The sequence below is a fragment of the Burkholderia sp. BCC1988 genome (genome assembly GCF_905339895.1).
Taxonomy (GTDB): domain Bacteria; phylum Pseudomonadota; class Gammaproteobacteria; order Burkholderiales; family Burkholderiaceae; genus Burkholderia.
The window spans coordinates 1-20532 of sequence record NZ_CAJPHA010000038.1 but is presented as its reverse complement, the minus strand read 5'-3'; the positions used below and the strand labels follow the sequence as shown (position 1 = coordinate 20532).

At 62.1% G+C, this 20532-nt stretch carries 31 protein-coding genes and 1 pseudogene; 30 read left to right on the top strand and 2 right to left on the bottom strand.

Annotated elements, in window-relative coordinates:
- From rplB to dsbD, 27 genes are all read left to right on the top strand, one after another.
- Window positions 1–828, top strand: coding sequence for a 50S ribosomal protein L2 (gene rplB / locus U4012_RS34175; protein ID WP_006482900.1), 828 nt, complete (start codon window positions 1–3; stop codon window positions 826–828).
- A gap of 10 nt (window positions 829–838) precedes the next feature.
- Window positions 839–1114, top strand: a complete 276-nt coding sequence (rpsS, locus tag U4012_RS34170) for a 30S ribosomal protein S19 (RefSeq protein ID WP_004199273.1) — start codon at window positions 839–841, stop codon at window positions 1112–1114.
- Between the two features lie 12 nt (window positions 1115–1126).
- Window positions 1127–1456: a 50S ribosomal protein L22 gene (gene rplV, locus U4012_RS34165; protein ID WP_004199272.1), complete on the top strand. Its 330-nt coding sequence runs from the start codon at window positions 1127–1129 to the stop codon at window positions 1454–1456.
- A gap of 11 nt (window positions 1457–1467) precedes the next feature.
- Window positions 1468–2268 (top strand): 30S ribosomal protein S3, encoded by an 801-nt coding sequence (gene rpsC, locus U4012_RS34160; protein WP_006482899.1) that lies wholly within the window; start codon window positions 1468–1470, stop codon window positions 2266–2268.
- Window positions 2269–2270: 2 nt separating this feature from the next.
- The gene (rplP, locus tag U4012_RS34155) at window positions 2271–2687 is read left to right on the top strand and encodes a 50S ribosomal protein L16 (RefSeq protein ID WP_006482873.1); all 417 of its coding nucleotides are present in this window, start codon (window positions 2271–2273) and stop codon (window positions 2685–2687) included.
- 9 nt (window positions 2688–2696) lie between these two features.
- On the top strand, window positions 2697–2891 hold the full coding sequence (gene rpmC / locus U4012_RS34150; RefSeq protein WP_006400652.1) for a 50S ribosomal protein L29: 195 nt from the start codon (window positions 2697–2699) through the stop codon (window positions 2889–2891).
- Window positions 2888–3160: a 30S ribosomal protein S17 gene (gene rpsQ, locus U4012_RS34145; protein WP_006752928.1), complete on the top strand. Its 273-nt coding sequence runs from the start codon at window positions 2888–2890 to the stop codon at window positions 3158–3160. Before rpmC ends, rpsQ begins: the two co-directional genes overlap by 4 nt.
- Window positions 3161–3469: 309 nt before the next feature.
- Window positions 3470–3838 (top strand): 50S ribosomal protein L14, encoded by a 369-nt coding sequence (rplN, locus tag U4012_RS34140; RefSeq protein WP_006752929.1) that lies wholly within the window; start codon window positions 3470–3472, stop codon window positions 3836–3838.
- Window positions 3839–3847: 9 nt separating this feature from the next.
- Entirely contained in the window at window positions 3848–4156 is a 309-nt protein-coding gene (gene rplX / locus U4012_RS34135) for a 50S ribosomal protein L24 (protein WP_006477187.1), read from the top strand.
- Window positions 4157–4172: 16 nt separating this feature from the next.
- Window positions 4173–4712: a 50S ribosomal protein L5 gene (gene rplE, locus U4012_RS34130; protein ID WP_006477186.1), complete on the top strand. Its 540-nt coding sequence runs from the start codon at window positions 4173–4175 to the stop codon at window positions 4710–4712.
- A 7-nt stretch (window positions 4713–4719) separates the two neighbouring features.
- Window positions 4720–5025 carry a 30S ribosomal protein S14 gene (rpsN, locus tag U4012_RS34125; RefSeq protein ID WP_006482884.1) on the top strand — a complete coding sequence of 102 codons (306 nt, stop codon included), beginning with the start codon at window positions 4720–4722 and terminating at the stop codon, window positions 5023–5025.
- Window positions 5026–5039: 14 nt separating this feature from the next.
- Window positions 5040–5435, top strand: a complete 396-nt coding sequence (gene rpsH / locus U4012_RS34120; RefSeq protein ID WP_006477185.1) for a 30S ribosomal protein S8 — start codon at window positions 5040–5042, stop codon at window positions 5433–5435.
- An 18-nt stretch (window positions 5436–5453) separates the two neighbouring features.
- On the top strand, window positions 5454–5984 hold the full coding sequence (rplF, locus tag U4012_RS34115) for a 50S ribosomal protein L6 (protein ID WP_006758786.1): 531 nt from the start codon (window positions 5454–5456) through the stop codon (window positions 5982–5984).
- A gap of 12 nt (window positions 5985–5996) precedes the next feature.
- Window positions 5997–6362 carry a 50S ribosomal protein L18 gene (gene rplR / locus U4012_RS34110; RefSeq protein ID WP_006477183.1) on the top strand — a complete coding sequence of 122 codons (366 nt, stop codon included), beginning with the start codon at window positions 5997–5999 and terminating at the stop codon, window positions 6360–6362.
- A 14-nt stretch (window positions 6363–6376) separates the two neighbouring features.
- Window positions 6377–6895 carry a 30S ribosomal protein S5 gene (rpsE, locus tag U4012_RS34105; RefSeq protein ID WP_006752931.1) on the top strand — a complete coding sequence of 173 codons (519 nt, stop codon included), beginning with the start codon at window positions 6377–6379 and terminating at the stop codon, window positions 6893–6895.
- 15 nt (window positions 6896–6910) lie between these two features.
- Entirely contained in the window at window positions 6911–7093 is a 183-nt protein-coding gene (rpmD, locus tag U4012_RS34100; protein ID WP_006400644.1) for a 50S ribosomal protein L30, read from the top strand.
- Window positions 7094–7119: 26 nt separating this feature from the next.
- Entirely contained in the window at window positions 7120–7554 is a 435-nt protein-coding gene (gene rplO / locus U4012_RS34095; RefSeq protein WP_006482880.1) for a 50S ribosomal protein L15, read from the top strand.
- 42 nt (window positions 7555–7596) lie between these two features.
- Entirely contained in the window at window positions 7597–8946 is a 1350-nt protein-coding gene (gene secY, locus U4012_RS34090) for a preprotein translocase subunit SecY (RefSeq protein WP_006400642.1), read from the top strand.
- Window positions 8947–8955: 9 nt separating this feature from the next.
- Window positions 8956–9174, top strand: coding sequence for a translation initiation factor IF-1 (gene infA / locus U4012_RS34085; RefSeq protein WP_004521905.1), 219 nt, complete (start codon window positions 8956–8958; stop codon window positions 9172–9174).
- A gap of 20 nt (window positions 9175–9194) precedes the next feature.
- Window positions 9195–9311: a 50S ribosomal protein L36 gene (gene rpmJ / locus U4012_RS34080; protein WP_004199844.1), complete on the top strand. Its 117-nt coding sequence runs from the start codon at window positions 9195–9197 to the stop codon at window positions 9309–9311.
- Window positions 9312–9349: 38 nt separating this feature from the next.
- The gene (rpsM, locus tag U4012_RS34075) at window positions 9350–9715 is read left to right on the top strand and encodes a 30S ribosomal protein S13 (protein WP_039323572.1); all 366 of its coding nucleotides are present in this window, start codon (window positions 9350–9352) and stop codon (window positions 9713–9715) included.
- A gap of 28 nt (window positions 9716–9743) precedes the next feature.
- Window positions 9744–10145, top strand: a complete 402-nt coding sequence (rpsK, locus tag U4012_RS34070) for a 30S ribosomal protein S11 (RefSeq protein WP_004197937.1) — start codon at window positions 9744–9746, stop codon at window positions 10143–10145.
- Window positions 10146–10301: 156 nt separating this feature from the next.
- Window positions 10302–10925 carry a 30S ribosomal protein S4 gene (rpsD, locus tag U4012_RS34065; RefSeq protein WP_006477177.1) on the top strand — a complete coding sequence of 208 codons (624 nt, stop codon included), beginning with the start codon at window positions 10302–10304 and terminating at the stop codon, window positions 10923–10925.
- 124 nt (window positions 10926–11049) lie between these two features.
- Window positions 11050–12027, top strand: a complete 978-nt coding sequence (locus tag U4012_RS34060) for a DNA-directed RNA polymerase subunit alpha (RefSeq protein ID WP_006477176.1) — start codon at window positions 11050–11052, stop codon at window positions 12025–12027.
- A gap of 147 nt (window positions 12028–12174) precedes the next feature.
- Window positions 12175–12570, top strand: a complete 396-nt coding sequence (rplQ, locus tag U4012_RS34055) for a 50S ribosomal protein L17 (protein WP_006477175.1) — start codon at window positions 12175–12177, stop codon at window positions 12568–12570.
- Between the two features lie 206 nt (window positions 12571–12776).
- Entirely contained in the window at window positions 12777–13103 is a 327-nt protein-coding gene (gene cutA / locus U4012_RS34050; protein ID WP_044848926.1) for a divalent-cation tolerance protein CutA, read from the top strand.
- Window positions 13096–14943, top strand: a complete 1848-nt coding sequence (gene dsbD / locus U4012_RS34045; protein WP_321804181.1) for a protein-disulfide reductase DsbD — start codon at window positions 13096–13098, stop codon at window positions 14941–14943. Before cutA ends, dsbD begins: the two co-directional genes overlap by 8 nt.
- 110 nt (window positions 14944–15053) lie before the next feature.
- On the opposite strand, the gene hemB is transcribed toward dsbD, so the two are convergent.
- Together hemB and yihA are read right to left on the bottom strand one after the other, a co-directional pair.
- A complete protein-coding gene (gene hemB, locus U4012_RS34040) occupies window positions 15054–16052 on the bottom strand; it encodes a porphobilinogen synthase (protein WP_121860787.1) in 999 nt (332 codons plus the stop codon).
- A gap of 253 nt (window positions 16053–16305) precedes the next feature.
- Window positions 16306–16965, bottom strand: coding sequence for a ribosome biogenesis GTP-binding protein YihA/YsxC (gene yihA / locus U4012_RS34035; protein ID WP_044848923.1), 660 nt, complete (start codon window positions 16963–16965; stop codon window positions 16306–16308).
- 217 nt (window positions 16966–17182) lie between these two features.
- Between yihA and U4012_RS34030 the strand changes: the two genes are divergently transcribed.
- The 3 genes and pseudogenes from U4012_RS34030 to U4012_RS34020 form a co-directional block, all read left to right on the top strand.
- Window positions 17183–17836 carry a c-type cytochrome gene (locus tag U4012_RS34030; RefSeq protein ID WP_044848922.1) on the top strand — a complete coding sequence of 218 codons (654 nt, stop codon included), beginning with the start codon at window positions 17183–17185 and terminating at the stop codon, window positions 17834–17836.
- Between the two features lie 202 nt (window positions 17837–18038).
- On the top strand, window positions 18039–20249 hold the full coding sequence (locus U4012_RS34025) for a cytochrome c biogenesis protein ResB (protein ID WP_321804176.1): 2211 nt from the start codon (window positions 18039–18041) through the stop codon (window positions 20247–20249).
- 4 nt (window positions 20250–20253) lie between these two features.
- Window positions 20254–20532, top strand: a pseudogene (locus U4012_RS34020) (c-type cytochrome biogenesis protein CcsB); the annotation flags it as partial.

The window sequence follows — 20532 nt, the reverse complement described above, 5'->3', positions numbered from 1 at the left end:
ATGGCAATCGTGAAAGTTAAGCCGACATCGCCGGGTCGCCGCGCGATGGTCAAGGTGGTCAACAAGAACCTGCACCAGGGCAAGCCGTTCGCGGCACTGCTCGACTCGCAGAGCTCGACCGCCGGCCGTAACAACAACGGCCGTATCACCACGCGTCACAAGGGTGGTGGTCACAAGCAGCACTATCGTATCGTCGATTTCCGTCGCACGAAGGATGGCATTCCGGCAAAGGTCGAGCGTCTCGAGTACGACCCGAACCGTAGCGCGAACATCGCGCTGGTGCTCTACGCAGACGGCGAGCGTCGCTACATCATCGCCCCGAAGGGCCTGACCGTCGGCCAACAGCTGATGTCGGGTTCGGAAGCGCCGATCCGTGCAGGCAACACGCTGCCGATCCGCAACATTCCGGTCGGTACGACGATCCACTGCATCGAGATGCTGCCGGGCAAGGGCGCGCAAATGGCGCGTTCGGCTGGCACGTCGGCCATGCTGCTGGCACGTGAAGGCGTCTACGCGCAGGTTCGTCTGCGTTCGGGCGAAATCCGCCGCGTGCACATCGAGTGCCGTGCAACGATCGGTGAAGTCGGTAACGAAGAGCATAGCCTGCGCCAAATCGGCAAGGCTGGCGCGAACCGCTGGCGCGGTATCCGCCCGACGGTGCGTGGCGTTGCGATGAACCCGGTTGATCACCCGCACGGTGGTGGTGAGGGCAAGACGGCTGCAGGTCGCGACCCGGTGAGCCCGTGGGGTACGCCGGCTAAGGGTTACCGCACCCGCAGCAACAAGCGCACGACGACGATGATCGTCCAGCGCCGTCACAAGCGTTAAGGAGTAGGCAATGGCACGTTCTGTAAAAAAAGGTCCGTTCTGCGACGCCCATTTGCTGAAGAAAGTTGAGGCGGCTGCAGCTTCGCGCGACAAAAAGCCGATCAAGACCTGGTCGCGTCGCTCGACGATTCTGCCGGATTTCATCGGCCTGACGATCGCTGTTCACAACGGCCGTCAACACGTTCCGGTGTACATCTCGGAAAACATGGTCGGCCACAAGCTTGGCGAGTTCGCACTGACCCGTACGTTCAAGGGTCACGCGGCCGACAAGAAGGCCAAGAAATAAGGGGCAATCAAGATGGAAGTGAAAGCAATTCATCGCGGTGCCCGCATCTCGGCGCAAAAAACGCGCCTTGTGGCTGACCAGATCCGCGGTTTGCCGGTCGACAAGGCGCTGAACGTTCTGACGTTCTCGCCGAAGAAGGCGGCTGGCATCGTGAAGAAGGTTGTGCTGTCGGCAATCGCGAATGCGGAGCACAACGAAGGCGCTGATATCGACGAGCTCAAGATCAAGAGCATCTACGTCGACAAGGCGGCATCGCTCAAGCGTTTCACCGCGCGCGCCAAGGGCCGCGGTAACCGCATCGAGAAGCAATCCTGTCACATCACTGTGACGGTCGGGAATTAAGGAGCCATACGATGGGACAGAAAATTCATCCGACTGGCTTCCGCCTGGCTGTCAGCCGCAATTGGGCTTCGCGTTGGTACGCGAACAACAACAATTTCGCGGCGATGCTGCAGGAAGACATCGGTGTTCGTGAATACCTGAAGAAGAAGCTGAAGAACGCTTCGGTCGGTCGGGTGGTCATCGAGCGTCCGGCGAAGAACGCGCGCATCACGATTTACAGCTCGCGTCCGGGCGTCGTCATCGGCAAGAAGGGCGAGGATATCGAACAGCTGAAGACGGAACTGCAACGCCGCATGGGCGTGCCGGTTCACGTCAACATCGAAGAAATCCGCAAGCCGGAAACCGATGCGCAACTGATCGCTGACTCGATCACGCAACAGCTCGAGCGCCGGATCATGTTCCGTCGCGCGATGAAGCGTGCGATGCAGAACGCGATGCGTCTGGGTGCCCAAGGCATCAAGATCATGAGCGCAGGCCGTCTGAACGGTATCGAAATCGCTCGTACGGAGTGGTATCGCGAAGGTCGCGTGCCCCTTCACACGCTGCGTGCCGACATCGACTACGCGACCTCGGAAGCGAAGACGACCTACGGGATCATCGGCGTCAAGGTGTGGGTGTACAAGGGCGACACGCTCGGCCGCAATGACGCGCCGGTGGTCGAAGAAGTAGCCGAAGACAAGCGTCCGCGTCGCAATGCGCGTCCGGGCGACCGTCGTCCGCGCCGTGACGGCGAAGGCGGCGCTCCGGGTGCTCGTCGTGGCGCACCGCGCCGTGGCGCCGGCAAGCCCGAAGACGGCAAGACTGGAGAATAACGATGCTGCAACCGAAACGCAGAAAGTATCGTAAAGAGCAGAAGGGTCGTAACACCGGCAAGGCGACGCGCGGCAACGCAGTGTCGTTCGGTGAATTCGGTCTGAAGGCGATCGGTCGCGGTCGTTTGACCGCACGTCAGATTGAAGCGGCGCGTCGTGCAATGACGCGTCACATCAAGCGTGGCGGCCGCATCTGGATCCGGATCTTCCCGGACAAGCCGATTTCGCAAAAGCCGGCAGAAGTGCGTATGGGTAACGGTAAGGGTAACCCGGAGTACTACGTCGCCGAGATCCAGCCGGGCAAGATGCTCTATGAAATGGACGGCGTAACCGAAGAACTGGCACGCGAAGCGTTCCGTCTGGCTGCAGCCAAGCTGCCGCTGAAGACGGCATTCATCGTGCGCCAGCTCGGCGCCTAAGGAGAAAACATGAAGGCTTCCGAACTTCTCCAGAAAGACCAGGCCGCGCTCAACAAGGAGCTGGCGGACCTGCTGAAGGCGCAATTCGGCCTGCGCATGCAACTCGCGACCCAGCAGCTCACGAACACGAGCCAGCTGAAGAAGGTTCGTCGCGACATCGCACGTGTGCGGACCGTCATGACTCAGAAGGCGAACCAGAAATGAACGATAGCGTGAAAACCTCGCTGAAGCGGACGCTGGTCGGTCGGGTCGTCAGCAACAAGATGGACAAGACCGTCACCGTGCTGATCGAGCACCGCGTCAAGCACCCGATCTACGGCAAGTATGTCGTGCGCTCGAAGAAGTACCACGCGCATGATGAAGCGAACACCTGCAACGAAGGCGATCTCGTCGAAATCCAGGAAACTCGTCCTGTTTCGAAGACGAAGGCCTGGACGGTGTCGCGCCTCGTCGAAGCAGCTCGCGTCATCTAAGCGGGCAGAGCAGTAGGCAGTAACAAGCACTTCGCCACGAAGTGCTTGAAATCGCAAAGTTTTTGCTTGCGTGACCAGGGTTATTTGTTATAATCCTGGTCTTCCCTCTTTATGGGAGCCCCGTCGCGGGCGAAGTTGGTGGGGGAAGCGGACTGGCGCCAGCCTGTCCGAAAGATTCACCGAATTGCGATGGCGGGTTTCGTTTGCCGTCGCTGCTGTTCCAACCCAAGCAGCCGATTGGCTGACGGGACCAAGACTGACCGAATGCATCATGGTGGTGCAATCGGATTAAGTTGGGAAAGACAAACCATGATCCAGACCGAATCTCGGCTCGAAGTAGCCGACAACACGGGTGCACGTGAAGTCATGTGCATCAAGGTGCTCGGCGGCTCGAAGCGTCGTTATGCCGGCATTGGCGACATCATCAAGGTGACCGTCAAAGAAGCAACGCCGCGCGGGCGCGTGAAGAAAGGCGAAATCTACAACGCCGTGGTGGTCCGCACCGCCAAGGGTGTTCGCCGTCAAGACGGCTCGCTGATCAAGTTCGACGGCAACGCCGCTGTGCTTTTGAATAACAAGCTTGAGCCGATCGGCACCCGTATCTTCGGGCCGGTGACGCGTGAGCTGCGTAGCGAACGATTCATGAAGATCGTTTCGCTGGCGCCGGAAGTGCTGTAAGGAGTCGCGATGAACAAGATTCGCAAAGGTGACGAAGTCATCGTCGTCACTGGCAAAGACAAGGGCAAGCGCGGCGTCGTGCTGGCTGTCGGTGCAGAACATGTGACGGTTGAAGGTATCAACCTCGTCAAGAAGCATGTGAAGCCGAACCCGATGAAGGGTACGACGGGCGGCGTGGAAGCGAAGACGATGCCCCTGCATATTTCGAACGTCGCACTGGTCGACGCGAATGGCAAGGCGTCGCGTGTTGGCATCAAGGTCGAGGAAGGCAAGAAGGTTCGCTTCCTGAAGACGACCGGTGCCGTACTGAGCGCCTGACGCAGCGGAGTAAAAAATGGCTCGTTTTCAAGAGTTTTACAAAGAAAAGGTTGTGCCCGGCCTGATCGAGAAGTTCGGTTACAAGTCGGTCATGGAAGTGCCGCGCATCACCAAGATCACGCTGAACATGGGTCTTGGCGAAGCGATCGCTGACAAGAAGATCATCGAGAACGCCGTCGGCGACCTCACGAAGATCGCTGGTCAGAAGCCGGTCGTCACGAAGGCACGCAAGGCAATCGCAGGCTTCAAGATCCGCCAGGGTTACCCGATCGGCGCGATGGTGACGCTGCGTGGCCAAGCGATGTACGAATTCCTCGACCGTTTCGTGACCGTTGCCCTGCCCCGCGTGCGTGACTTCCGCGGTGTGTCGGGTCGTGCCTTCGATGGCCGCGGCAACTACAACATCGGTGTGAAAGAGCAGATCATTTTCCCCGAAATCGACTACGACAAGATCGACGCACTGCGTGGGCTGAACATCAGCATCACGACGACTGCGAAGACCGACGACGAAGCAAAGGCTCTGCTCGCCAGCTTCAAGTTCCCGTTCAGAAACTGAGGTTACCGTGGCTAAACTGGCACTGATCGAACGTGAAAAGAAGCGCGCCCGCCTGGTCGCGAAGTTCGCAGCAAAGCGCGAAGCGCTGAAGGCGATCGTCGAAGACCAAAGCAAGTCGGAAGAAGAGCGCTACGAAGCACGCCTGGAGCTGCAGCAACTGCCCCGCAACGCAAACCCGACCCGCCAGCGTAACCGCTGCGCGATCACGGGCCGTCCGCGTGGCACGTTCCGTAAATTCGGCCTCGCGCGTAACAAGATTCGTGAAATCGCATTCCGTGGCGAGATTCCTGGCCTGACCAAGGCGAGCTGGTAATAGGAGAAACGTAAATGAGCATGAGTGATCCTATCGCCGATATGCTGACTCGCATCCGCAACGCGCAGATGGTCGAGAAGGTATCGGTTGCGATGCCCTCGTCGAAGGTCAAGGTTGCAATCGCGCAAGTCCTGAAGGACGAAGGTTATATCGACGATTTCGCCGTCAAGGCGGAAGGTGCGAAGTCCGAACTGAATATCGCGCTGAAGTACTACGCAGGTCGCCCGGTCATCGAACGCCTCGAGCGCGTGTCGAAGCCTGGTCTGCGCGTGTACCGCGGCCGTAACGACATTCCGCAGGTCATGAACGGCCTGGGTGTGGCAATCGTGTCGACGCCGAAGGGCGTGATGACCGACCGCAAGGCGCGCGCTACCGGCGTCGGCGGCGAAGTCATCTGCTACGTTGCTTAAAGCCGAGGAGAGAGAAACATGTCTCGAGTAGGTAAGAGCCCGATCGCGCTGCAAGGCGCGGAAGTCAAGCTGGCCGACGGTGCGATCACCGTCAAGGGCCCGCTGGGCACCATCACGCAAGCGATCAATCCGCTCGTGAACGTGGCGAACAACGACGGCACGCTGAATCTGTCGCCGGTCGACGAAAGCCGCGAAGCAAACGCACTGTCGGGCACGATGCGCGCGATCATCGCGAATGCCGTGCACGGCGTGACCAAGGGTTTCGAGCGCAAGCTGACGCTGGTTGGCGTCGGTTATCGTGCGCAAGCGCAAGGCGACAAGCTGAACCTGTCGCTGGGTTTCTCGCACCCGGTGGTGCACCAGATGCCGGAAGGCGTCAAGGCTGAAACCCCGACGCAAACCGAAATCGTGATCAAGGGGATCAACAAGCAACAAGTCGGTCAAGTGGCTGCGGAAGTCCGCGGTTACCGTCCGCCGGAGCCCTACAAGGGCAAGGGCGTGCGCTATTCCGACGAGGTTGTGATCCTCAAAGAAACGAAGAAGAAGTAAGGGTGCGCAATCATGGATAAGACTCAATCTCGCCTGCGCCGCGCTCGCCAGACGCGTATCAAGATCGCTGAGCTGCAGGTCGCGCGTCTCGCCGTGCATCGCACGAACACGCACATCTACGCTCAAGTGTTCTCGCCCTGCGGCACCAAGGTGCTCGCCAGCGCGTCGACGCTCGAGGCAGAAGTGCGCGCTGAACTGGCCGACAAGTCGGGCAAGGGCGGCAACGTTAATGCCGCGACGCTGATCGGCAAGCGTATTGCCGAGAAGGCAAAGGCTGCCGGCATCGAATCCGTCGCCTTCGACCGCTCGGGCTTCCGCTACCACGGCCGCGTCAAGGCGCTGGCTGAGGCAGCTCGCGAAGCTGGGCTCAAGTTCTAAGGAAGGAATTCGTCATGGCAAAGATGCAAGCGAAAGTTCAGGCTGACGAGCGCGACGACGGCCTTCGCGAAAAGATGATTTCGGTCAATCGCGTGACCAAGGTCGTGAAGGGTGGCCGTATTCTCGGCTTCGCCGCACTGACCGTGGTTGGCGACGGTGATGGCCGCATCGGTATGGGCAAGGGCAAGGCGAAGGAAGTGCCGGTCGCTGTCCAGAAGGCAATGGAACAAGCTCGCCGCAACATGTTCAAGGTGCCGCTCAAGAACGGCACGCTGCAGCACGAAGTGCACGGCAAGCATGGCGCATCCGCTGTCCTCCTCGCTCCGGCGAAGGCAGGTACGGGCGTGATCGCCGGCGGCCCGATGCGCGCAGTGTTCGACGTGATGGGCGTTCAGAACGTCGTGGCGAAGAGCCACGGTTCGACGAACCCGTACAACCTCGTTCGCGCCACGCTGGACGGTCTGCGCAAGCAGTCGACCCCGGCAGACATCGCGGCGAAGCGCGGCAAGTCCGTCGAAGATATTTTGGGCTAAGCCCGGGTGGTCACCATGTCTGAAAAAACTGTCAAGGTTCAGCTCGTCAAGAGCCTGATCGGGACCCGCGAATCGCACCGTGCGACCGTGCGTGGCCTGGGCCTGCGCCGACTCAACTCGGTTAGCGAGCTGCAGGATACGCCGGCGGTCCGCGGCATGATCAACAAGGTCTCGTACCTCGTTAAGGTCATCGCGTAAGCGGCCCTACGGATCAAGGAGTTGATATGGAATTGAATAACCTGAAGCCGGCCGCTGGTGCAAAGCACGCCAAGCGTCGTGTCGGCCGCGGCATCGGTTCGGGCCTCGGCAAGACGGCTGGCCGTGGTCACAAGGGTCAGAAATCGCGTTCGGGCGGCTTCCACAAAGTCGGTTTCGAAGGCGGTCAGATGCCTCTGCAACGTCGTCTGCCGAAGCGCGGCTTCACGTCGCTGACGAAGGAATTCGTCGGTGAAGTGCGCCTGGGCGACCTCGAGAAGCTGCCGGTCGATGAAATCGATCTGCTCGCACTGAAGCAAGCCGGCCTGGTCGGCGAGCTGACGAAGAGCGCAAAGATCATCGCGACGGGCGAACTGAAGCGCAAGATCGTCGTGAAGGGTCTCGGTGCCACCAAGGGTGCGCGCGCTGCGATCGAAGCGGCTGGCGGTTCGTTCGCCGAGTGACACGCGTAGCGCGTCGTTACTTGCATTCATCGGAGAAGGTACTTGGCTAACAGCCCGAGTCTTGCAAAACCCGGTCGAAGCACGGCGAAATTCGGCGATCTGCGTCGGCGAGCGATGTTCCTGCTCCTGGCGCTGATCGTCTATCGCATCGGCGCGCACATCCCCGTGCCGGGCATCGATCCGGATCAACTGGCGAAGCTGTTCCAGAGCCAGGCGGGCGGCATCCTGGGCATGTTCAACATGTTCTCGGGTGGCGCGCTTTCCCGCTTCACGATCTTTGCGCTGGGGATCATGCCGTACATCTCGGCGTCGATCATCATGCAGTTGCTGGCGATCGTCTCGCCGCAACTCGAGGCGCTGAAGAAGGAAGGGCAGGCAGGGCAACGGAAGATCACGCAGTACACGCGGTATTTCACCGTGGTGCTCGCGACCTTCCAGGCGTTCGGTATCGCGGCTGCGCTGGAAAACCAGCCGGGCCTCGTGATCGACCCCGGCATGCTGTTCCGGCTGACGACGGTCGTGACGCTGGTTACCGGCACGATGTTCCTGATGTGGCTGGGTGAGCAGATCACCGAGCGTGGTCTGGGCAACGGCATCTCGATCATCATCTTCGGCGGGATCGCAGCAGGGTTCCCGAATGCCGTCGGTGGGCTGTTCGAGCTGGTGCGTACGGGTTCGATGAGCATCATTTCGGCGATCATCATCGTCGTTCTGATCGCCGCGGTGACTTACCTGGTCGTGTTCATCGAACGCGGTCAGCGCAAGATCCTCGTGAACTACGCGAAGCGCCAGGTCGGCAACAAGATCTACGGTGGCCAGTCGTCGCACTTGCCGCTGAAGCTGAACATGTCGGGCGTGATTCCGCCGATCTTCGCATCGTCGATCATCCTGTTCCCGGCCACGATTCTCGGCTGGTTCAGCACGGGTCAGCCGTCGGGAAGCTGGATCTCCAACACGTTGCATAACGTCGCGGAGGCGCTGAAGCCGGGCCAGCCGGTCTATGTGCTGCTGTACACGCTGGCGATCGTGTTTTTCTGCTTCTTCTACACCGCACTGGTGTTCAACAGCAGGGAAACCGCGGACAACCTGAAGAAGAGCGGCGCGTTTGTTCCGGGCATTCGTCCGGGCGATCAGACCGCACGATATATCGACCGCATCCTCACGCGTCTGACGCTGGCCGGTGCGATCTACATCGTCTTCGTGTGTCTGTTGCCGGAATTCCTGGTGCTGCGCTGGAACGTGCCGTTTTATTTTGGTGGAACGTCGCTGCTGATCATTGTCGTCGTCACGATGGACTTCATGGCGCAGGTGCAGTCGTACGTTATGTCGCAACAGTATGAGTCGCTGCTCAAGAAGGCAAACTTCAAGGGCGGCAACATCCCAATGCGTTAATCAAGGACTATGGCCAAAGACGATGTAATCCAGATGCAAGGTGAGGTGATCGAAAACCTCCCGAATGCGACCTTCCGCGTGAAGCTGGAAAACGGCCATGTCGTGTTGGGGCATATCTCCGGGAAGATGCGGATGCACTACATCCGCATCCTGCCGGGCGACAAGGTGACGGTTGAATTGACGCCTTACGATCTGTCTCGTGCGCGGATCGTGTTCCGGGCGAAGTGATTTGAAAAAAGGGTATTATCATGAAAGTGATGGCATCGGTTAAGCGCATTTGCCGCAATTGCAAGATCATCAAGCGCAAAGGCGTCGTTCGCGTGATCTGCAGCTCGGATCCGCGCCACAAGCAGCGCCAAGGCTGACCGCGCGTTTGTTTGCGCTTTTTGTTTGAGGAAAAACAATGGCTCGTATCGCAGGGGTTAACATCCCGAATCACCAGCATACCGAGATCGGCCTGACGGCAATCTTCGGTATCGGCCGCACGCGCTCGCGCAGCATCTGCACGGCAGCTGGCGTGGAATTCTCGAAGAAGGTCAAGGACCTGACCGACGCAGACCTCGAAAAGCTGCGTGAAGAAGTGGGCAAGTTCATCGTCGAAGGCGATCTGCGCCGTGAAGTGACGATGAACATCAAGCGCCTGATGGACCTCGGTTGCTACCGTGGCGTTCGTCATCGCAAGGGCCTGCCGATGCGCGGTCAGCGTACGCGTACGAACGCACGTACCCGCAAGGGTCCGCGTCGTGCAGCGCAAGCGCTGAAGAAGTAAGCGGAACTGACAGTTACAGGAAAACGTAATGGCTAAGGCTTCGAACACCGCGGCGCAACGCGTTCGCAAGAAGGTTAAGAAGAACGTCGCTGAAGGCGTGGTTCACGTTCACGCGTCGTTCAACAACACGATCATCACGATCACCGATCGCCAGGGCAATGCACTGGCATGGGCGACGTCGGGCGGCCAGGGCTTCAAGGGCTCGCGCAAGTCGACGCCGTTCGCTGCTCAGGTTGCTGCTGAGTCGGCCGGTCGCGTGGCGATGGAATATGGCGTGAAGAATCTGGAAGTGCGGATCAAGGGCCCGGGCCCGGGTCGTGAGTCGGCAGTGCGTGCACTGCATGGCCTCGGCATCAAGATCACCGCGATTTCGGACGTCACCCCGATTCCGCACAACGGCTGCCGTCCGCCGAAGCGCCGTCGTATCTAAGAATGCTGCTGGCACGCTCGTGCTGGCGCATTTGCCTGTCGCCGCGTAGCGTCGACGGGCGTTGCTTTTTTGATTGACTAAGCCCACCGTTCGCCCCAAAGGGCGCGAACTAGCGCGGATTCCGGTCCGCGTGACTGATTGATAAAGGAATGCAAAGTGGCACGTTATATCGGCCCTAAGGCCAAGCTGTCCCGCCGTGAAGGCACCGACCTGTTCCTGAAGAGCGCGCGCCGCTCGCTCGCCGACAAGTGCAAGCTCGACAGCAAGCCGGGTCAGCACGGCCGTACCTCGGGCGCACGTACGTCCGACTATGGTACGCAGCTGCGCGAAAAGCAGAAGGTCAAGCGTATTTACGGCGTCCTGGAGCGTCAGTTCCGCCGCTACTTCGCTGAAGCCGACCGCCGCAAGGGCAACACGGGTGAAAACCTGCTGCAACTGCTCGAGTCGCGTCTCGACAACGTCGTGTATCGCATGGGCTTCGGCTCGACCCGCGCTGAAGCGCGTCAGCTGGTGAGCCACAAGTCGATCACGGTGAACGGCGTCGTCGCGAACGTGCCGTCGCAGCAAGTGAAGGCGGGTGACGTCGTCGCGATCCGCGAAAAGGCGAAGAAGCAGGCGCGTATCGTCGAAGCGCTGTCGCTGGCCGAGCAAGGCGGCATGCCGAGCTGGGTTGCAGTCGATGCGAAGAAGTTCGAAGGCACGTTCAAGCAAATGCCGGAACGCGCTGAAATCGCAGGCGACATCAACGAAAGCCTGATCGTCGAATTGTATTCGCGTTAATCCGATTGACGGCCGAGGTACCCCGATTGCGTTATGCAAGGAGGGGCCTCGGCTGTTTATTTTCTGGTTGTTACCGGTCAGCCTTATCGGTGTAACGAGCCGAGGGTATTGAAAAGGAAAGCCCATGCAAACCAGTTTGCTGAAACCCAAGATCATCGCCGTGGAATCGCTGGGCGAGAACCACGCGAGGGTGGTCATGGAACCGTTCGAACGCGGTTACGGCCACACCTTGGGCAATGCGCTTCGCCGCGTGCTGCTGTCGTCGATGGTTGGCTACGCGCCGACCGAAGTCACGATCGCTGGCGTGGTGCACGAGTATTCGACGCTTGACGGCGTGCAAGAGGACGTCGTCAACCTGCTGCTGAACCTGAAGGGTGTGGTGTTCAAGCTGCACAACCGTGACGAAGTGACGGTGACCCTGCGCAAGGAAGGCGAAGGCGTCGTCACGGCCGGCGATATCGAGCTGGCGCACGATTGCGAAGTCATCAACCCGAATCACGTGATCGCACACCTGTCGAAGGGCGGCAAGCTCGACGTTCAGATCAAGATCGAAAAGGGTCGCGGCTATGTGCCCGGCAACGTCCGTCGCTACGGCGAAGACACGGCCAAGATCATCGGCCGCATCGTCCTCGACGCATCGTTCTCGCCGGTTCGCCGCGTGAGCTACGCCGTTGAAAGCGCACGTGTCGAGCAGCGTACCGACCTCGACAAGCTCGTGATGAACATCGAGACGAGCGGTGTGATCACCCCGGAAGAGGCGATCCGTCAATCGGCCCGCATCCTGGTCGACCAGCTGTCCGTGTTCGCGGCACTGGAAGGCACGGAAACGGCTGCCGAAGCACCGTCGCGCGCACCGCAGATCGATCCGATCCTGCTGCGTCCGGTGGACGATCTCGAGCTGACGGTTCGTTCGGCGAACTGCCTGAAGGCCGAGAACATCTACTACATCGGCGACCTGATCCAGCGCACGGAAAACGAGCTGCTGAAGACGCCGAACCTCGGTCGCAAGTCGCTCAACGAGATCAAGGAAGTGCTCGCTTCGCGCGGTCTCACGCTGGGCATGAAGCTCGAAAACTGGCCGCCGGCTGGTCTCGACAAGTAAGCCCGGCTGTAGCCCGGCTGTAGCAGTAGTTGGCAAAGATGCGGATTTTCCTTTAAAATCCGCATCTTGCTTTTTTCTCTACCGGCCCGTGTACCCCTGAGGTGCGATAGAAGAGCTGGATCAAAACTTTGAATCAAGGAAACTGAAATGCGCCATCGTCATGGTCTGCGGAAACTGAACCGCACGAGCAGCCACCGTCTGGCTATGCTCCGTAACATGTCCAACTCGCTGATCGAGCACGAAGTCATCAAGACGACGCTGCCGAAGGCGAAGGAACTCCGTAAAGTCGTCGAGCCGCTGATCACGCTCGGCAAGAAGCCGTCGCTGGCAAACCGTCGCCTGGCGTTCAACCGCCTGCGCGATCGTGACTCGGTGGCGAAGCTGTTCGACGTGCTCGGTCCGCGTTTCGCGAACCGTCCGGGCGGCTACCTGCGCGTGCTGAAGTTCGGCTTCCGCGTCGGTGACAACGCACCGATGGCACTGGTCGAGCTGCTCGATCGTCCGGAAGTCGACGAAACGGAAAACGTGCAAGAAGCCGAGTAAGCTTCCGGTACGCAGCAGGATCCGAAAGGGCCGAGCAATTGCTTGGCCCTTTTTGTTTTTGGCGGCGCCTCGGCTGCGATCGATTGTCGCAGGCCGGTGCCGGCAGCGTCGCGCGGGCTGCGCTACGATATGCAGTTATCGGCGCGCGCCCTCGATGGGCGATTCGTGGCGGCGGAAGCCGGTAAAGGCCAGTCAGGAGGGCGCGTATGGTGGTGGTATTGATGCTGACGACGGTGCCGGATGCGGCGACGGCCGCGGCGCTCGCCGACGGCGCGCTCGACGCGCGGCTTGCCGCGTGCGTGTCGGAGCTCGGTGCGATCAAGTCGCGCTATCACTGGCAGGGCAAGGTCGAGACGGCCGACGAGATCCAGTTGCTGTTCAAGACGAGCCCCGTCCGCTCGCTCGAACTGGAACGATTTATTCTCGCGCATCATCCGTACGAGACGCCGGAAATCGTCTCGTGGCAGGCGACGGCCACGGCCGCGTACGGCCAATGGGTGACCAGCGAAACTCAACGTCTATTTCATGTTTAACGGTATGGCGCTTTCCGTGCGCGTGCGCGCGCTGCGGTTTCTCGCAGTCCTGATGTCGTTCATGTTCGTGCTGGGCGGCCTGTCGGTCGCGCGCGCGGCCGACGATTTTCTCGATCCGTCGGTCGCATTCAAGTTCAGCGCGAGCGAATCGCCGGGGCAGGTGGACGTCCGTTTCAAGGTTGCCAGCGGCTATTACCTGTACCGCGAGCGGTTCGCGTTCGCGGTGAAGGGCGGCCAGGCGACGCTCGGCGATCCGCAATTCCCGGCCGGCCACGTGAAGTTCGACCAGACGTTCCAGAAGGAAGTCGAGACCTATCGCGACGAGGTCGTGATTCATGTTCCGGTCAAGCAGGCGGCGGGGCCGTTCGAGCTCGCGGTGACGTCGCAAGGATGCGCCGACGAAGGAATCTGCTATCCGCCTGCGGAGCACGTCGTGAAGGTCGACGGCGCAGCGCTGGGCGCGGCCGCGCCGGTCGATCGCACGGCGGCTTCGGGCAGCTGGTTCGACAAGGTCACGAGCGCGGATTTCGCGCAGTCGCTGCTCGAGGGGCACGGTTTCTTCACCATCGTCGCGCTGTATTTCGTCGCCGGCGTCGTGCTGAGTCTCCTGCCCTGCTCGTATCCGATGATTCCGATCGTGTCCGCGATCATCATCGGCCAGGGCACGCACGCGACGCACGCACGCGGTTTCGCGCTGTCGCTGACGTACGTGGTCGGCATGGCGCTCGTCTATACGGTGCTGGGCATCGCGGCGGCGCTGGTCGGCCAGAGCCTGGGCGCATGGCTGCAGAACCCGTGGGTGCTCGGTGCATTCGGCGTGCTGCTCACCGCATTCGCCGTATCGCTGATTTCCGGCAAGGACATCGCGCTGCCCGAGCGCTGGCAGAACGGCGCGGCGGAAGCCTCGAGCGCGCGCCGGGGCGGCCATTTCGTCGCGGTCGCCGCGATGGGGGCGTTGTCGGCGCTGGTCGTCGGCGCATGCATGACGGCGCCGCTGTTTGCGGTGCTCGCGTTCATCGCGCACACCGGCAATGCGCTGCTCGGCGGCGCTGCGCTGTTCGCCATGGGGTTGGGGCTCGGCGTGCCGCTGCTCGTCGTCGGCATCGGTGCCGGTACGGTGCTGCCGCGCGCGGGTGCATGGATGGACGGCGTGAAGGTGTTCTTCGGCATCGTGCTGCTTGCCGCCGCGCTGTGGATCGTGTGGCCGGTGCTCGCGGGCGCTCTGAAGATGGTGCTCGCCGCATTGTGGCTGCTCGTCGCGGCTGCGGCGCTCGGCCTGTTTACGCCGCATGCCGGCGCCGCATCGATCTGGCGCCGTCTCGGTCGCGGCCTCGGTGCTGCGCTTGCGATCTGGGCTGCAACGCTGCTCGTCGGTCTTGCGGCGGGCTCCAACGACCCCGTGAAGCCGCTGGCCGTGCTCGCGGCGCGCACGGTTGCGTCGGGCGATGCGTCGGCAGCCGGTGCGGCGACCGGAGGGCAGGGGCCCGCGTTCGCGTCGGTGCGCTCCAGTCGCGAGCTCGACGCGCTGCTGAAGACGTCGGGCCAGCCCGTGATGCTCGATTTCTACGCCGACTGGTGCGTGAGCTGCAAGGAGATGGAGCATCTGACGTTCACCGATTCGCGCGTGCAGGCGCGGCTCGCGCAGCTTCACCTGGTGCGTGCCGACGTCACCGCGAACAATCCGGACGACCAGGCGCTGCTCAAGCGCTTCAACCTGTTCGGGCCGCCGGGCATCATCTTCTTCGATCGCAACGGCAACGAGATCGGCCGTGTGGTTGGTTATCAGGCGGCCGAGACGTTCCTGCGCAGCCTCGATCGCGCGGCGGTACCGACGGTGTAACGCGCGCTGGTCGGCGCACGGGCGGCCAGCTGCGCCGGCCGGACGATGCAAAAAAACGGCGAGACACCGAAGTGTCCCGCCGTTTTTCCTTGTGCCGGCCGGCGCGCGGCTCAGCGCTGCGCTTTCAGCAGACGCGCGGCATCGAGCGCGAAGTACGTGAGCACGCCGTCGGCGCCTGCGCGCTTGAATGCGAGCAGCGATTCGAGCACGACTTTGTCGTGATCGAGCCAGCCGTTCATCGCGGCGGCCTTCAGCATCGCGTATTCGCCGCTCACCTGGTACACGTAGGTCGGGAAGCGGAACTCGTCCTTCACGCGGCGCACGATGTCGAGATACGGCATGCCGGGCTTGACCATCACCATGTCGGCGCCTTCGTCGATGTCGAGGCGCACTTCGCGCAGCGCTTCGTCGCTGTTCGCCGGATCCATCTGGTAGGTCATCTTGTTGCCCTTGCCCAGATTGGACGCCGAGCCGACCGCATCGCGGAACGGGCCGTAGAACGCCGACGCGAACTTGGCCGAATAGGCCATGATGCGCGTATGGATGTGACCGTCGCTTTCCAGCATTTCGCGGACCGCGCCGATGCGGCCGTCCATCATGTCCGACGGCGCGACGATGTCGACGCCGGCTTCGGCCTGCGCACGCGCCTGGTCGACCAGGATCTCGATCGTGTCGTCGTTGATCACGTAGCCGTTCTCGTCGAGCACGCCATCCTGGCCGTGGCTCGTGTACGGGTCGAGCGCGACGTCGGTCAGCACGCCGAGTTCGGGGAAGCGCTTCTTCAGCTCGCGCACCGCGCGCGGGATCAGGCCTTCCGGATTTGCCGCTTCGCGGCCGTCAGGCGTCTTCAGCGACGGCTCGATGGCCGGGAACAGCGATAGCACGGGCACGCCGAGTTCGACGCACTGCTCGGCGACATGCATCAGCAGATCGACCGACACGCGCTCGACGCCGGGCATCGACGGGACGCTCTGGCGTTCGTTGGTGCCGTCGACGACGAACACCGGATAGATCAGGTCGTCGGTGGTCAGGCGGTTTTCGCGCATCAGGCGCCGGGAGAAGTCGTCGCGGCGCATCCGGCGCGGACGGTGAAGCGGATGGAAGCTCATGGCGATTGGGCAGAAATCAGGGTAGTAAGAACCTTACGGAACCCTTAGGTCATTTTCGAGAGCGTTGGTATATGATAGCGATCGAGCGGCACGCGTCGCGTGCAGCTCCCCGCTTCTCCTCCCTGAGCGGGTGCCTGTCGTTATTCGATTAGGCTGTTTGACCCGCCGTTCAACGGCGGGTTTTTTTATGAGCCGGCCGAATCCGCAGGTGCCGTCAGGTGCGCACGGCCGGTCCCGGCCGCGCGTTGCCCGCTCATTGTGCTACAGGCTCGCTTTTTTCGTCGGCGACGGACGGCCGCACCCAGCTCTCGATCAGTTCGTGGGCCTCGTCGAGCCCCGTGCGCTTCAGCGCCGAGAACAGCTGGACCGTCAGCTTGCCCTTCACGCCCTGGTCACGGTACGCGTCGAGTCCCTTCTGAGTGTTGCGCAGCGCGTTGATGCTTTCCTGCCGCGTCAATTTGTCGCACTTCGTCAGCAGCGTGTGGATCGGCTTGCCGGTCGGCGCGAACCACTCGATCATCCGGCGATCGAGGTCGGTCAACGGGCGGCGCGAATCCATCATCAGGATCAGGCCGCACAGCTGCGAACGCGTCGCGAGGTAGGACGACAGCAGCATTTCCCAGTGGGCCTTCGCGGCCCCCGGCACTTCCGCGTAGCCGTAGCCGGGCAGGTCGACGAGGTTCGCGACGGGCTCGGCGGCCGGGCCGACGGAGAAGTAGTTGATGTGCTGGGTGCGGCCGGGCGTCTTCGACGCGAAGGCGAGCCGCTTCTGGTTGCACAGCACGTTGATCGCCGTCGATTTGCCGGCATTCGAGCGGCCCGCGAACGCGATTTCCGGTTGTACCGTCGGCGGCAGGTCGCGCAGATGGTTGACGGTCGTGTAGAAGCGGGCTTGGTGGAGCAAAAAGGCCATGGGGAAACCGGTGGGACGGGGCGGCGCGAGCCGCTTGGTGGAGGCGGGGTAGCCCCGATAGGCGCGGGAGCTTTCAGCGCGATATTGTACAATACGGCGGTTTTGCCGAAGGGCTGCGGGCGCCTGCCTCGCGCTTTTATGCAGCTTCTGCGGTAGACTGGTCGACGTCGTTTTTTGCAGAACCTCAAATTCCCACAAGACGAAACAGGGTGTGCGAATGAATCGACTGTGCAAGTCTCTGATGGTGCTTCAGGTTGCAGCAGGGTTCGTAGGTTTCGTAGCGGAGGCAAATGCGGCGGATGCGGCAAAGCCGGATCTGGACCGCGGCAAGGCGATTGCCGGGCAAGTTTGCGCGTCGTGTCACGGCGCGGACGGCAATAGCGCGTCGGGCAGTTTCCCGAAGCTGGCCGGCCAGCATCCCGACTATCTGGTCAAGCAGTTGAACGACTTCAAGGCCCAGCCGGGCGCGAAGGGGCCGGCGCGGACCAATCCGGTGATGGTCGGGTTCGCGAGCGCGTTGAGCGCGGACGACATGCGCAACGTCGCTGCGTATTACGGATCGCAGACGACGAAGCTCGGCACCGCACGCGACGCGGCGACCGTGCCGATCGGCCAGAAGATCTATCGCGGCGGCATCGCGGAAAAGGGTGTACCCGCCTGCGCGAGCTGCCACGGGCCGACGGGGCAGGGGATTCCGGTCCAGTATCCGCGTCTGTCGGGGCAATGGGCCGATTACACGGTTGCCCAGTTGACCGCGTTCCAGCAGGGTGTCGGCGCGCGCAACAACAACGAGGCGATGCATCAGATCGCAGCGCGTCTGTCGGACAACGAGATCAAGGCCGTCGCGGATTACATCGCGGGCCTGCGTTGACCGGACGGTCGCGAATGGAATGACCGGGCGCCCGAAGGGCGGCCGGCGTCAGAACAAGAAAAAGGGTGGGGCGCCGCGTGATTGCGGTTGCCTCGCCCTTTTTTGTCGGCATTCGCCGGGTCGTCCCCAGCGTGCTGACCGCCCCCTCGGGGGCAGAGAACATAGTGAGCGTAGGGGCTGTTTCCCCTTAGTCGGAGTTTGAATGAGCGTTACCACGTCGGGGTTGCAGTCGAAGTCGGGTCAAAGTGCGTCCAGGCGCGCGATCGAGCTGCTGAGCTCGATGCGCTTCGCGATCGCGCTGCTGGTAGTGCTGTCGATCGCGAGCATCGTCGGCACGGTCCTGACGCAGGACGACCCGTATCCGAACTACGTGAACCAGTTCGGGCCGTTCTGGGCGGACATCTTCCGCTCGCTGGGCCTGTACAACGTGTACAGCGCCTGGTGGTTCATGCTGATCCTGATCTTCCTCGTCGTGTCGATCTCGCTGTGCGTGATCCGCAATGCGCCGAAGATGCTTGCCGATGCGAAGAGCTGGAAGGACAAGGTCCGCGAAGGCAGCCTGCGCGCGTTCCACCACAAGGCCGAATACTCGGCGTCCGGCACGCGCGCGACCGTCGCGGCCACGCTCGCCACGTTCGTCACCAAGGCCGGCTACAAGCACGTCGTGCGTGAAACCGACGGCGCGACGCTGATTTCCGCGAAGCGCGGCGCGCTGACGAAGTGGGGCTACATCTCCGCGCACCTTGCGATCGTCGTGATCTGTATCGGCGGCCTGCTGGACAGCAACCTGCCGATCAAATTTCAGATGTGGATGTTCGGCAAGAGCCCGGTCAACACGAGCGCGACGATCAGCGAAATCTCGCCCGACCACCGGCTGTCCGTGTCGAACCCGACGTTCCGCGGCTACGCGTGGGTGCCGGAAGGCCAGTTCGTGTCGACCGCGATCCTGAACCAGCCGAGCGGCTCGCTGATCCAGGACCTGCCGTTCTCGATCCAGCTCAACAAGTTCATCGTCGACTACTACACGACCGGGATGCCGAAGCTGTTCGCGAGCGACATCGTCGTGATCGATCGCGAGACGGGCCAGAAGATCCCCGCGCGCGTCGAGGTCAACAAGCCGTTCACGTACAAGGGCGTGTCGATCTACCAGTCGAGCTTCCAGGACGGCGGCTCGCAGATGGAGATGACGGCCTACCCGATGACGGGCGGCAACGCGAAGACCTTCGCGGTGAAGGGCACGATCGGCAGCACGGCGCCGCTGCAGATGCCGGGCAGCGACGGCGACACGATCGAGTTCTCCGACTTCCGCGCGATCAACGTCGAGAACATGGCCGACGCGAACGGCAAGCCGGACGTGCGCGGCGTCGCGAAGACGGCGTCGCTGAAGGAAGCGTTCGACGAGCGGCTCGGTTCGGGCGCGAAGACGTCGAAGCCGGTGCAGCTCCACAACATCGGCCCGTCGGTGCAGTACAAGATTCGCGGCAAGGACGGCCAGGCGCGCGAATTCAACAACTACATGCTGCCGGTCGACATGGGCGGCACGCGCGTGTTCCTCGCCGGCGTGCGCGCGAGCCCGAACGATCCGTTCCGCTACATGCGGATTCCGGCCGACAGCCAGGATTCGATCGGTGAATGGATGCGCCTGCGCGCCGCGCTCGAGGATCCGGCCGTGCGTGCCGACGCCGCCGCGCGCTTCGCGCAGCGTTCGCTGCCGACGACCGAAGCGTCGCTGCGCGGCCGCCTGCAGGACAGCGCGTTCAAAGTGCTGACCCTTTTTGCGGCGAGCGACGACAGCATCGGCCGCGGCGCCGACGGCCAGCCGGTCGGCGGCTTCCAGGCGGTGGCGACCTTCATCGATCGTTCGGTGCCGAAGGCCGAGCAGGAGAAGGCGGCGAGCCTGCTGCTGCGCATGCTCGAGGGTTCGATGTGGGAGGTCTGGCAGATCGCGCGCGAGCGCGCCGGCGAGCCGGCTGCCCAACAGGGCGCCGACACGATCCGCTTCGTGCAGAACGCGATCAATGCGCTATCGGACAGCTTCTTGTATGGATCGCCGGTCTATTTGCAGCTTGACTCCTTCAAGCAGGTGCAAGCTTCGGTATTTCAGTTGACGCGCGCACCCGGCAAGAATCTGGTGTATCTTGGCAGCCTGCTGCTGGTCGCCGGCATCTTCTCGATGTTCTACGTGCGCGAGCGGCGCCTCTGGTTCTGGCTCAAGGATGCCGGTTCGGGCGTCGCTGTGGTGATGGCGATGTCCACGGCCCGCAAGACCTTCGATTTCGAGAAAGAATTCGTGCAGACGCGCGACGCGGCCGGCGCCGCCTTGCGCGCCGCACCGCGCGACGCCGCGCCCGCCGGTGCGGCAGCGACTGCCCGTCCGCCTGCCGGCGGCGATTCCGAGAATTCCACCCGGTAACATCATGGATCTCACGCAAGTTTCCTCTTCCCGTTCGGGGTCGGTCCAGGCCCCGAATCCGGCGCCGTTGTTCGACGACCGTCCGTTCCTCGCGCGCCTGTCGGTCATCGACTGGCTGTTCGCACTGGCACTCGTGGTCGGCGCGGGCTATGCGTTCGTGCATTACAACGAACACATGAATTACTACGACAAGGCGGTGATGATCGGCACCGTGCCGGCGCTCGTCGTGCTCGGCTGGCGCTGGAAGCCCGCGCGGCTGATGATGGCGTCGATCGCCGCGCTC